Source organism: Streptomyces sp. UH6 (assembly GCF_013421635.1).
Taxonomy (GTDB): domain Bacteria; phylum Actinomycetota; class Actinomycetes; order Streptomycetales; family Streptomycetaceae; genus Streptomyces; species Streptomyces abyssomicinicus.
This window is the reverse complement of record NZ_JACADT010000078.1, coordinates 1-11,706: the sequence shown is the minus strand read 5'-3', so window position 1 is coordinate 11,706 and position 11,706 is coordinate 1. Positions and strand designations below refer to the sequence as shown.

Annotated in this window: 10 protein-coding genes and 1 pseudogene; 2 read left to right on the top strand and 9 right to left on the bottom strand. The window is 72.5% G+C overall.

Features of this window, described 5'->3' with window-relative positions:
- On the bottom strand, nt 1–885 hold an 885-nt coding region (locus HW445_RS07525; RefSeq protein ID WP_180220242.1), incomplete at its 3' end, for a LysR family transcriptional regulator.
- 63 nt (nt 886–948) lie between these two features.
- Between HW445_RS07525 and HW445_RS07520 the strand changes: the two genes are divergently transcribed.
- Both HW445_RS07520 and HW445_RS07515 read left to right on the top strand, forming a co-directional pair.
- A complete protein-coding gene (locus tag HW445_RS07520; RefSeq protein WP_180220241.1) occupies nt 949–2,271 on the top strand; it encodes an MFS transporter in 1,323 nt (440 codons plus the stop codon).
- A gap of 106 nt (nt 2,272–2,377) precedes the next feature.
- Nucleotides 2,378–3,229 (top strand): annotated as a pseudogene (locus HW445_RS07515) (sigma-70 family RNA polymerase sigma factor); the annotation flags it as partial.
- On the opposite strand, the gene HW445_RS07510 reads toward HW445_RS07515, so the two are convergent.
- The 8 genes from HW445_RS07510 to HW445_RS07475 form a co-directional block, all read right to left on the bottom strand.
- A complete protein-coding gene (locus tag HW445_RS07510) occupies nt 3,113–3,469 on the bottom strand; it encodes an STAS domain-containing protein (RefSeq protein ID WP_257230913.1) in 357 nt (118 codons plus the stop codon). The pseudogene HW445_RS07515 and the gene HW445_RS07510 sit on opposite strands and share 117 nt — an antisense overlap.
- A gap of 236 nt (nt 3,470–3,705) precedes the next feature.
- Complete coding sequence (locus HW445_RS07505) at nt 3,706–4,983, bottom strand: thymidine phosphorylase (RefSeq protein ID WP_180220240.1); 1,278 nt, start codon at nt 4,981–4,983, stop codon at nt 3,706–3,708.
- An 85-nt stretch (nt 4,984–5,068) separates the two neighbouring features.
- Nucleotides 5,069–5,500: a cytidine deaminase gene (locus tag HW445_RS07500; protein ID WP_180220239.1), complete on the bottom strand. Its 432-nt coding sequence runs from the start codon at nt 5,498–5,500 to the stop codon at nt 5,069–5,071.
- Entirely contained in the window at nt 5,497–6,777 is a 1,281-nt protein-coding gene (locus HW445_RS07495; RefSeq protein ID WP_180220238.1) for an ABC transporter permease, read from the bottom strand. Before HW445_RS07495 ends, HW445_RS07500 begins: the two co-directional genes overlap by 4 nt.
- Nucleotides 6,774–7,925 carry an ABC transporter permease gene (locus tag HW445_RS07490; protein ID WP_180220237.1) on the bottom strand — a complete coding sequence of 384 codons (1,152 nt, stop codon included), beginning with the start codon at nt 7,923–7,925 and terminating at the stop codon, nt 6,774–6,776. The genes HW445_RS07495 and HW445_RS07490 overlap by 4 nt, the downstream gene beginning before the upstream one ends.
- Nucleotides 7,922–9,535 carry an ABC transporter ATP-binding protein gene (locus HW445_RS07485; RefSeq protein ID WP_180220236.1) on the bottom strand — a complete coding sequence of 538 codons (1,614 nt, stop codon included), beginning with the start codon at nt 9,533–9,535 and terminating at the stop codon, nt 7,922–7,924. Before HW445_RS07485 ends, HW445_RS07490 begins: the two co-directional genes overlap by 4 nt.
- A 352-nt stretch (nt 9,536–9,887) precedes the next feature.
- Nucleotides 9,888–10,952: a BMP family protein gene (locus tag HW445_RS07480; protein WP_180220243.1), complete on the bottom strand. Its 1,065-nt coding sequence runs from the start codon at nt 10,950–10,952 to the stop codon at nt 9,888–9,890.
- A 269-nt stretch (nt 10,953–11,221) separates the two neighbouring features.
- The coding region (locus tag HW445_RS07475) for a M20/M25/M40 family metallo-hydrolase (RefSeq protein WP_180220235.1) at nt 11,222–11,706 on the bottom strand (485 nt) is incomplete at its 5' end.

Sequence of the window (11,706 nt, the reverse complement as noted above, 5' to 3'; positions counted from 1 at the left end):
GGGGTGGCCGCCGAGCCAGGCGACGCCGATCTCACGGACCGCCCGGGGCGCGGTGACGGACAGTTCGGCGACACCGGGCCGGGGGAAGGCGGGCGGCGGCAGCAGGGCGACGCCGAGGCCCGCCGCGACCAGACCGCGCAGGGTCTCCGCCTCCTCGCCCTCGAAGGCGACCCGCGGGCGGAAACCGGCCTGGGCGCAGAGGTCGTCGGTGATCCGCCGCAGCCCGTACCCGGCCTCCAGGGTCACGAAGGTCTCCTCCGCGGCCTCCGAGAGCCGGATCCTCCGGCGCGAGGCCAGCCGGTGGTCGGCGGGGACCACCAGCCGGAGCTTCTGCTCGTCGAGGCGGCGGGCCACCAGGTCGGGGGCGTCCGGCACCGGCGAGGTCAGGCAGAGGTCGAGTTCGCCGCGGCGCAGGCCCTCCAGCATCGCCTCGCCGTAGTTCTGCACCAGGCTGAACCGGATCCGGGGGTGGTCGGCGCGGAACGCCTGGATGAGCCCCGGCACCGTCTCCACGCCCATGGTGTGCAGGAATCCGAAGGCCACCTTGCCGACCGCCGGGTCGGCGTCCGCCCGGACCTCCTCGGCGGCCCGTTCCAGGTCGGCGAGGGCCCGTTCCACCGAGGCCAGGAAGGTCCGCCCGGCGGGAGTGAGCGAGACGGTCCGGCCACGCCGGGCGAACAGGTCGACGCCGAGGTCCTCCTCCAGCCGGGCGACGGCGCGGGAGAGCGTCGACTGCGGCACCCGCATCTCCTGGGCGGCCCGGGTGACGTGCTCGGTCCGGGCCACCCCGGCGAAGTAGGCGAGCCGCGGGACGAGGTTCGTGACGGTGTCTTCCACGTCACCGGTCTGTGACAGCCACTCCTGTGACCTCTGCTGATGCACCACGGGAACGATTATGGCCAATCCATGCATTGGACGGATGAGCAGGACCGTTCGTACGGTCGAACCATGCCTGCCGCCAGTACCGAGGCGTCCACCCGCGTGGGCGCCGGATCCGACACCACCGTCCCCTCCCCGTCGTCCACCCCCTCCGCCTCGCCCGCCGCCTCCGCCGCGCCCGCCGCGGCCCCGGACACCCGGGTCGACCTGGGCACCCCCGCCTACCGGCGGATGAGCCTGGCGCTGTTCCTCGCCGGTGTGGCCACCTTCGCCCTCCTCTACTCCACGCAGGCCCTCCTGCCGCTGATCTCCGCGAGCTACGGCTCCTCGGTCAGCGACGTGTCGTGGACGGTGGCGGCCGCCACCGGCGGGCTGGCGCTGTTCGTCATCCCGATGAGCGCGCTCTCCGAGCGGTTCGGACGGCGCGCCACGATGACCGGCGCGGTCGCCGTGGCGGTCGGCATCGGGCTGGTGGTGCCGTTCGCGCCCTCGCTGGGCGTGCTGGTGGCGCTGCGCGCGGTCCAGGGCGCGGCGCTGGCGGGTCTGCCCGCGTCGGCCACCGCCTACCTGGCGGAGGAGGTGCGGCCGCGGGCCCTGATCACCGCGATCGGGCTGTACGTGGCCGGCAACAGCGTCGGCGGGATGAGCGGCCGGGTCCTCACCGGCTGGGTCGCGCAGGAGTGGGGCTGGCGCGTGGCGCTGGCGGTGCTGGGCGTGCTTGCGGTGGCCTGCGCGGTGGCGTTCCGGATGCTGCTGCCCGAGCCGAAGCACTTCACCCGCGGCTCGCTGCGGCCCGGCGTGGTGGTCCGCACGGTGCGCGACCACCTGGGCAACCCGCTGCTGCGGCGGCTGTACGCGATCGGCGCGCTGTTCATGACGGTGTTCGGCGGCGTGTACACGGTGATCGGCTACCGGCTGACGCAGGAGCCCTTCTCCCTCCCGCAGGGCGTGGTCGGCTCGGTCTTCCTGGTCTACCTGGTGGGCACGGTGTCCGCCTCCGCCTCCGGGAGGCTGGTCGGACGGTTCGGCCGCCGGGGCACCCTGTACCTCTCCGGCGCGCTCACGGCGGCGGGCCTGCTGGTCTCGCTGTCGGACCGGCTTCCCGCGGTGCTGCTGGGCCTGGTCCTGGTCACCGGCGGCTTCTTCGCCGGGCACTCGGCGGCGTCCTCCGCGGTCAGCGGGACGGCGCTGCACGGGCGGGCCCAGGCGGCGGCGCTGTACCAGTCGGCGTACTACGTCGGATCGAGCGTCGGCAGCACCGTCGGCGCGGTGGCCTTCCACGCGGCGGGCTGGGGCGGCACGGTGGCCGTGGGGCTGCTGGCCGTGGCCGGCGTCGCGGGGATCACGCTGCTGGGCACCCTGGCGGCACGCCGGCCGGCTGTGGCCGCCTGACGCAGCTCTCCCGGCGCCACCGCGCCCACCTGCGACTTCCCCTGTCAGCAGGACGTTGTCAGTGGGCTGCGGTAGCTTCCGAAGTGCTGGACGGAAGAGGCGTACCGAGGGGCGGTCCAGTCTCCGTTCCTGGCTGTACCGGATCGCCACCAACGTCTGTCTGGACATGCTGTCCGCCGGCAACAAGCGGGCCCGGCCGGTGGACCTGACCGCCGCCACCCCGCTCGCCCAGGCCGCGCTCTCGCCGCGCCCCGACCACACCTGGCTGGAGCCGGCGCCGGACGCCCGGGTGCTGCCGGACGTCTCCGACCCCGCCGAGCGGGCCGTCGCCAAGGAGTCGGTGCGGCTGGCGTTCATGGCGGCGCTGCAGGAGCTGCCGCCGAAGCAGCGCGTGGTGCTGATCCTGCGGGAGGTGCTGGCCTGGAGGGCCGGTGAGGTGGCCGAGCTGCTGGGCACCACCGTCGCCTCGGTGAACAGCGCCCTCCAGCGCGCCCGGGCCACCCTCGCGGAGCGGGCCCAGGAGCGTCCCGGCGACGTCTCGGACCCGCTCGACGAGGAGCAGCAGAAGCTGCTGGAGCGCTACGTCGCCGCCTTCGAGGGGTACGACATGGCGGCGCTGACGGCGCTGCTCCACGAGGACGCCATCATGACCATGCCGCCGTTCGACCTGTGGCTGCGGGGCGCGTCGGACATGACCGGCTTCATGACCACGATCGGCGCGGGCTGCGCCGATTCCCGGCTGCTGCCGGTGGAGGTCAACGGCCTGCCCGGGTACGCGCAGTACAAGCCGGACCCGGAGCGGGGCGGGTTCAGCCCGTGGGCGGTGCAGGTGCTGGAGGTGTCACAGGGGCGGATCGCCGCGATGCACTGCTTCCTCGACACCGCGCGGTTCTTCCCGCTGTTCGGTCTCGCCGGGCATCTCGACGCCGACGGCCAGCCCGACGAGGTCGAGAAGGGCGAGTAGCCCCGGGTCGGGGCCGCGCAGCAGGAGGCGGCCCCCGCCGCGCCGGGCGGTGAGCGCGAGGCGGGCGATCAGGTCGACGGCGCCGAGCGACGGCCGCCGCACCGCGCGGACGTCGCAGACCACCACGGCCGCGCCGTGGGCCAGTCCTTCCCGCGCGACGTCACAGAGCCGGGCGACGCCGTCCTTGCCGACGGGCTCGCCCGGTACACGCACGACGACCTCCGGGTCCCTCATGCACGGGTAGACCGGAGGAAGCCGCGGGACTCATCGGCGGGGCTCACCGGCCGGGGCCGGACGGCCGGGAAGCCGGCCCCGTGTCCGGGGCGCCTCCGGGCCCGCTCACCGGCGGTTTTTTCCCCCGTCGTCCCCCCGTCGTCCTCCCCTCGTCCTCCCGTCGGGAGCCGGTCCCCGCACGCGGCACCGGACCGGCGGGAGTCCCACCGGTCCGGTTCGCCGCGCGCCTGTCCGGCTCAGCCGATGCGCTCCAGCACCACCGGCGGCGCGGTGAAGTCCGTGCCCGCGGCGGCGATGTCGTAGGTGCCCTCCAGGGACTCCAGGGCGTACGCGAACCGCTCCGGGGTGTCGGTGTGCAGGGTCATCAGCGGGCTGCCCGCGGTGACCGTGTCGCCCGGCTTGGCGTGGAGTTCGACGCCGGCGGCCGCCTGCACGGGGTCCTCCTTGCGGGCGCGTCCCGCGCCGAGGCGCCAGGCGGCGACGCCGACGCCGTACGCGTCGAGGCGGGTCAGCACGCCGGAGGCCGGGGCGGTGATCACGTGCTGCTCGCGGGAGGTGGGCAGCGGGGCGTCCGGGTCGCCGCCCTGCGCCCGGATCATGCGGCGCCAGGCGTCCATCGCGGAGCCGTCGGCCAGGGCCTTGGCCGGGTCGGCGTCCGGCAGTCCGGCCGCCGTGAGCATTTCGCGGGCCAGCGCGAGGGTCAGCTCGACGACGTCCGAGGGGCCGCCGCCGGCCAGCACCTCGACGGACTCGCGGACCTCGAGGGCGTTGCCGGCGGTGAGGCCGAGCGGCGTCGACATGTCGGTGAGGAGCGCGACGGTGTTCACGCCGTGGTCGCGGCCCAGGCCCACCATGGTGGTGGCGAGCTCACGGGCGTCGTCCAGGGTCTTCATGAAGGCGCCGGAGCCGACCTTGACGTCCAGGACCAGGGCGCCGGTGCCCTCGGCGATCTTCTTGGACATGATCGAGGAGGCGATCAGCGGGATCGACTCCACGGTGCCGGTGACGTCGCGCAGCGCGTAGAGCTTGCGGTCGGCGGGGGCGAGGCCCGCGCCGGCGGCGCAGATCACGGCGCCGACGTCGTCGAGGATCGCGAGCATCTCCTCGTTGGAGAGCGCGGCGCGCCAGCCGGGGACGGCCTCCAGCTTGTCGAGGGTGCCGCCGGTGTGGCCGAGTCCGCGGCCGGAGAGCTGCGGGACGGCGGCGCCGCAGGCGGCGACCAGCGGGGCGAGGGGAAGGGTGATCTTGTCTCCGACGCCGCCGGTGGAGTGCTTGTCGGCGGTGGGGCGGGAGAGGGAGGAGAAGTCCATCCGCTCGCCGGAGGCGATCATCGCGGCGGTCCAGCGGGCGATCTCGCGACGGTTCATGCCGTTGAGGAGGATCGCCATGTTGAGGGCGGCCATCTGGTAGTCGGCGACCTCGCCACGGGTGTAGGCGTCGACGACCCAGTCGATCTGCCGGTCGGTCAGTTCCGTGCGGTCGCGCTTGGCGCGGATGACGGTGATGGCGTCCATGACGCCCCCTTCTTCTCGCTTCGTTGCGGTGGTCCTGCGTTTCGGCCGGGCGCCGCCCCGGCCCCGCGCCCGCAGGGCGGCGGGCTCAGGCGCCGGGGCCCTGGGTGAGGTGGCCGGGGCCGAAGGCCTGCGGGAGCATCGCGGAGAGGGGGAGGATCCCCTCGGGGGTCTCCAGGAGCAGGTCCGGGCCGCCGAACTCGTGGAGCAGCTGCCGGCAGCGCCCGCAGGGCACCAGCACGGCGCCCTCCCCGTCCACGCACGTGAAGTGGGTGAGCCGTCCTCCCCCGGTGCGCTGCAGGTCGGACACCAGGCCGCACTCGGCGCACAGGCCCAGCCCGTAGGACGCGTTCTCCACGTTGCACCCGGAGACGACGCGCCCGTCGTCCACCCGGGCGGCGACGCCGACGGGGTACCCCGAGTAGGGGGCGTACGCGCGGGTCATCGCCGCGTACGCCACCTCCCGCAGGGCGTCCCAGTCGAAGCCGCCCGGGTCGGCGCCGGTGGTCGGCGCCGTCATCCGCCCTGGCCCTTGCGGTACGGCAGGCCGTCCGCCTTCGGCATCCGCAGGTGCTGCGCGGAGAGCGAGAGCACCAGCAGGGTGACGAGGTACGGGCTGGCGGCGACCAGCTGCGAGGGCACCTCGGTGGTGTTGGCGTACCAGAGGTACATCACCGCGGCGATCACGGCGGTGATCAGCGCCGGCAGGTACCGCTTGCGCCACACCAGGTAGACCATGCCCACGGCCAGCAGCAGGGCCACCAGCAGGAGCAGGGCGTGGACGTTGGTGGTGCCGCCGCGCAGGTTGAGGCTGTCGGTGTAGCCGAACAGGCCCGCGCCGAGGGCCAGGCCGCCCGGCATCCAGTTGCCGAAGATCATCGCCGCGAGGCCGATGTAACCGCGGTTGGCGGTCTGCCCGTCGAGGTAGACGTTGGACGCCACGATCGACAGGAAGGCGCCGCCCAGACCGGCGAAGCCGCCGGAGATGATCACCGCGATGTACTTGTACTTGTAGACGTTGACGCCCAGCGACTCCGCGGCGACCGGGTTCTCGCCGCAGGAGCGCAGCCGCAGGCCGAAGGCGGTGCGCCACAGGACGTACCAGGTCAGCGGGATCAGCGCGAGGGCGACGACGGTCAGCGGCGACAGGTTGGTGATCATGCCGCCGAGCAGTCCGGCGACGTCGGAGACGACGAACCAGTGCTTCTGGTTGAGCGTGGTCAGCCATTCGGAGAGGCCCGGCACGTCGAAGGTGCCCAGCGACTCGATCGGCGGGGACTGCTTGGAAGAGCCCTGCTCGACGCCCTCGAAGGCGTACTTGGACAGGTAGCGGGCCATGCCCAGCGCCAGGATGTTCAGCGCCACACCGGAGACGATGTGGTTGACCTTGAAGGTGACGGTGGCGATGGCGTGCAGGAGGCCGCCGAGGCAGCCGCCGATGACGCCGAAGACCACGCCGGTCCACGGGCCCCACTGGTAGCCGGCCCAGGCGCCGAACCAGGTGCCGAGGATCATCATGCCTTCGAGGCCGATGTTGACCACACCGGCCCGCTCGGCCCACAGGCCGCCGAGGCCGGCCAGACCGATCGGCACGGCCAGGCGCAGCGCGGTGGACATCTGGCCGGTCGAGGTGATGCCGTGGGCGCCGGTGATCATGCGGACCACGGAGACCAGCACGATGGCGCCGGCGACCAGCAGCAGCACCATGGGCAGCGACATCCGGCGGCGGCCGGGCTTCACGGCCTTGGCGGGCCGGTTCTCGGCCGGCCGGTTCTTGGCGACGGTCGCGGTACTCATCGGGCCGCCACCTCCTTCTCGGTCTTGTCACCCTTGTCGGACGTGCCGGCGGCGGCCGCCGCGGCTGCGGCGAGCTCCTCGCCGACGCGCTTCTGCTGGCGGCGCAGCCCCCAGACGCGGACCACCTCGTAGGAGATGACGACCGCGAACACGATCACGCCCTGCATGATCATCGCGATCTCCTTCTCGTACGGCTCCGGCTGGGCGTAGTCCAGCGCCTGGGAGGCCTTGTCGAGGAAGGCCCACAGCAGCGCCGCGAGCGCGATGCCGCCGGGGTGGTTGCGGCCCAGCAGGGCGATGCCGATCGCGGTGAAGCCGAGCGTGGCGGGGAAGCTCAGGTCGTAGGTGTGCGCGTCGCCGAGCAGCAGCGGCAGGCCGGAGAGGCCGGCCACGCCGCCGGAGATCAGCATGGCGGTGAGCGTCATCCGCCTGGCGTCGGCGCCGGACGCCTTCGCCGCCTCCGGGGACTGGCCCGAGGCGCGCAGGTCGAAGCCGAACCGGGTGCGGTTGAGGACCATCCAGTACAGGACGCCGAGAACCACGGCGAGGAAGACCAGGCCGTAGACCTCGCCGACGTCGGGGCCGAGGTCGATGCCCGGGATCCAGCCGGAGCTGTGCATCTCGCCGGTGGTCCGGTTGTTGCCGACCTGCACGCCCCAGGTGTCCGCCTGGGTGAGGTAGAGGATCAGCGCGGTGGCGATCGAGTTGAGCATGATCGTCGCGACGACCTCGCTCACACCCCGGGTCACCTTCAGGACGCCCGCGATGCCGGCCCAGAAGGCGCCGGTGAGCACGGCGACCAGCAGCAGCAGCGGGATCTGGAGGAACGCCGGGAGGGCGACGTTGGCGCCGACCACCGCCGTCATCATGGCGGCGAGGCGGTACTGGCCGTCGACGCCGATGTTGAACAGGTTCATCCGGAAGCCGAGGGCGACCGCGAGGGCGGCGATGTAGTACAGCGACGCCTGGTTGACGATCAGCACCTGGACGTCGGAGAACGCGAGCTGCTCGCCCATGATCGCGTACGGCTCGATGGGGTTGCGTCCGGAGACGAGCAGCACCACCGAGGTCAGCAGGATCGCCGCGACCAGGGCCATGACCGGCCCCGCCGCGGCGAGGAGCAGCCGCTCCTTGTCGAACTTCTTCATCGTGCCTCGTCCTCCGGGGCGGCGGGGGCGGTGGAGGCGGCCGAGGGCGCCTCCGTGTGCTCGAGGTGGCCCGCGGCGGCTCCGGTCATCGCGGAGCCCAGTTCCTCCGAGGTGATGGAGGACGGGTCGGCGTCGGCGACCAGGCGGCCGTTGTAGATCACCCGCAGGGTGTCGGACAGGCCGATCAGCTCGTCCAGGTCGGCGGAGATCAGCAGCACCGCCAGGCCCTCGCGGCGGGCCTCGCGGATGACGTCCCAGATCGCGGCCTGCGCGCCGACGTCCACGCCGCGGGTGGGGTGGGCGGCGATCAGGAACCGGGGGGCGTGGCTCATCTCGCGGCCGACGATCAGCTTCTGCTGGTTGCCGCCGGAGAGCGAGCCGGCCGTGACGTCGATGCCGGGGGTGCGGACGTCGTACTCGGCGACGATGCGCCGGGTGTCGGCCTGCGCGCCCTTGGGGTCGAGCCAGAAGCCCTTGGCGTTGGGCACCTCGGTGACGTGGCCGAGGATGCGGTTCTCCCACAGCGGGGAGTCCAGCAGCAGTGCGTGCCGGTGGCGGTCCTCGGGGATGTAGCCGATGCCGGCCTCACGGCGGCGGCGGGTGGCCCAGGAGGTGATCTCCTCGCCCTCCAGGTGGATGGTGCCGGAGTCCGCCGGGCGCAGGCCGATCAGGGCGTCGATCAGCTCGGTCTGGCCGTTGCCCTCGACACCCGCGAGGCCGAGCACCTCGCCCGCGTGGATGGTGAAGGTGATGTCGTCGAGGACGGCACGGCCGCCCTCGGCCTCCAGCCGCAGGCTGTCGACGGTGAGGACCGGACGGTCCGTCACGGTGGACTCGGCGGTCTCCGGGGTGGGGAGCTGGCTGCCGACCATCATCTCCGCGAGCTTGCGGGCGGTGGTCTCCTTCGGGTCGGCCGTGCCGACCGTGGTGCCGCGGCGGATCACCGTGATGTCGTCGGCGACCGAGAGGACCTCGCCCAGCTTGTGGGAGATGAAGATGACCGACAGGCCCTCGGAGGTGAGCTCGCGCAGGTTGTCGAAGAGCGCGTCGACCTCCTGCGGGACCAGGACGGCGGTCGGCTCGTCCAGGATCAGGATGCGGGCGCCGCGGTAGAGGACCTTGAGGATCTCCACGCGCTGCCGGTCGGCGACACCCAGGTCCTCGACCAGCGCGTCGGGGCGGACGCCCAGGCCGTACCGCTCGGAGATCTCCAGGATCCGGCGCCGGGCCGCGCCGCCGATGCCGTGCAGCTTCTCGCTGCCCAGCACCACGTTCTCCAGCACGGTGAGGTTGTCCGCCAGCATGAAGTGCTGGTGGACCATGCCGATGCCCCGGGCTATGGCGTCGGCGGGCGAGGAGAAGCTCACCCGCGTGCCGCCGACCGTGATGGTGCCCTCGTCCGGCTTCTGCATGCCGTAGAGGATCTTCATCAGCGTCGACTTGCCGGCGCCGTTCTCGCCGACGAGGGCGTGGACGGTGCCCTCGTGGACGCGGAGCCGGATGTCGTGGTTGGCGACGACGCCGGGGAACCGCTTAGTGATGCCCGCCAGCTCGACCGCGGTGGCCCGCTCGGTCTGCGGAGGGCTGCTGGACGCGTCGATGGCGCACACTCCTTGGAGAAAACCTGGGGGAGAAGGGCGCCTGCCGCGAGCCGCGTCCGGCGCCCCTGCCGTTCCGGGTGGTACCACGGGCCGGGACGGAAGCCGAGGCTGCCCGCTGTCCGTTCCGCGGCCGTAACGCTGCCATTACAGCGCTCTTTTGGCCATGCCCTCCGGTCCCGCTCTGTCCGGAAGGCGTACCGCGATTCGTTCGCGCGCAAGGGTAACGCGCGTAGAACCGTCGGTGAACCGATCCTCGCGTGCGTGCGCGCACGTGGCCGAAGTGGCCGGGGAGGACCGGGTGGTCCCACAGCGCTGCGCCCCTCACCGGGGGCGAGGGGCGCAGCGCACGGGAGCCCGTGCGTCAGGAGGTCTTGACGGTGACCTTGCCGTCGATGATGTCCTGCTTGGCCTTGTCGACGGCCTCGACGACCTCGGTCATCTCGGTGTACTTCGGGTTGGAGTCGGCGAAGCCGACGCCCTCCGACTTGAGGTCGCCACGGATGGCGCCGCTCAGCGGCTTGCCCTCGTACACGGACTTGGCGAGCTCGTACACCGCGCCGCCGACGTTCTTGGTGGCGGAGCCGAGGATGTAGTCCTTGTACTCCTTCAGCGCGTCCTGCTGGTACTGGTCGGAGTCGACGCCGATGGCCCAGACCTTGTTCTTGGCGGCCTCGGAGATGACGCCCTGACCGGAGAGGCCCGCGGCGTGGTACAGCACGTCGGCGCCGGCCTCGATCTGGCCGTTGGCGGCCTCACGGCCCTTGTCGGGGCTGGAGAAGCCACCCTCCTGCGGGGTGGAGGTGAGGATCTTGTCGATGACCTTGATCTTCGGGTCGACCGACTTGGCGCCCTGCTCGAAGCCGGCGCCGAACTTGTGGATCAGCGGGATGTCGACGCCGCCGATGAAGCCGACCGTGCCGGTCTTGGACGCCTTGGCCGCGGCCACGCCGGCCAGGTAGGAGGCCTGCTCCTCGCTGAAGACCATGGAGGCGACGTTCTTGGCCTGGACCGACTCGTCGTCGATGATGCCGAAGGTGGTGTCGGGGTACTTGGCGGCGACCTCCTTGATCGCCGGCGCGTAGATGAAGCCCACGCCGATGACCGGGTTGTAGCCCTGCTTCGCCAGGTTCTCGATGCGCTGGACCTTGTCGGCCTCGGCCTCGCCGTCGGCCGGCTCGAAGGTCTGGCCGCCGATCTTGAAGTCCTCGTCGGCCTTCAGGAAGCCGGCGTGCGCGGCGTCGTTGAAGGACTGGTCGCCCTCGCCGCCGATGTCGTAGGCCAGGCCGATGCCCTTGCCGGAGTACGTGCCGGACTCCTTGTCGCCGCCCGTGCTGGCGGACTTGCTGCTCTCGCCGCAGCCGGCGGCGGCCAGCGCCACCACCGCGACGGTCACCGCCGCGCGGGTGATCCTGTTCCTACGAGAAATGAGACGCACTGCAAGCACCCCTTCGAACTCACGGCACCGTCTCCGGCCCGCTCCGCCTTGCCGGCCCGCTCCCATGGCGAAACCGCTGCGACAGTAACGCGCGTAGAAACCTGAGGGAACTTCGCTGCCCCGGCTGTTATCGAACCGTGCCGACTCGGGGCCAAACCGGTCACCCCAGGGTTACGGACCAGTAACAGGACGGGCCGTTTCCGGAGGTAACGGACAGACCTCCGGCGCCGGGTGGGCGCCGGAGGACGGCGGGCGCGCGCTCAGCGGGCGGCGTCGAGCAGGGCGGCCGCGGTGAAGAGTTCGACGCCGACCGTGACGGCGTACTCGTCGACGTCGAAGTCGCCCTGGTGGAGGTCGCGGACCAGGCGGTCGCCGGGGGTGCGGACACCGAGACGGGCCATGGCGCCGGGGACCTCCTCCAGGTACCAGGAGAAGTCCTCGCCGCCGAGGCTCTGCTCGGTCCCCTCCACCGCGTCCGCGCCGCGGCGGGCCGTCATCGCGTCCCACAGCAGGTCGGTGACGGTCGGGTCGTTGACCACCGGCGGGACGCCCCGCACGTAGGTGATCTCCGACTTGGCGCGGTGCAGCGTGGCGACCTCGTCGACCGCGGCGTGCACCAGGTCGGCGGCCTCGCGCCAGGCGGCCAGGTCCAGGCAGCGGACCGTGCCGGAGAGCTCGGCGCGCTGCGGGATGACGTTGGGCGCGTGCCCGGACTCGATGCGGCCCCAGGTGACCGAGAGGCCGC

Excerpts from the sequence above, each read along its gene's own strand:
- HW445_RS07495 (WP_180220238.1), bottom strand. The coding sequence starts at position 6,777 with ATGAGTACCGCGACCGTCGCCAAGAACCGGCCGGCCGAGAACCGGCCC.
- HW445_RS07510 (WP_257230913.1), bottom strand. The coding sequence starts at position 3,469 with ATGAGGGACCCGGAGGTCGTCGTGCGTGTACCGGGCGAGCCCGTCGGC.
- HW445_RS07500 (WP_180220239.1), bottom strand. The coding sequence starts at position 5,500 with ATGACGGCGCCGACCACCGGCGCCGACCCGGGCGGCTTCGACTGGGAC.
- HW445_RS07490 (WP_180220237.1), bottom strand. The coding sequence starts at position 7,925 with ATGAAGAAGTTCGACAAGGAGCGGCTGCTCCTCGCCGCGGCGGGGCCG.
- HW445_RS07505 (WP_180220240.1), bottom strand. The coding sequence starts at position 4,983 with ATGGACGCCATCACCGTCATCCGCGCCAAGCGCGACCGCACGGAACTG.
- HW445_RS07520 (WP_180220241.1), top strand. The coding sequence starts at position 949 with ATGCCTGCCGCCAGTACCGAGGCGTCCACCCGCGTGGGCGCCGGATCC.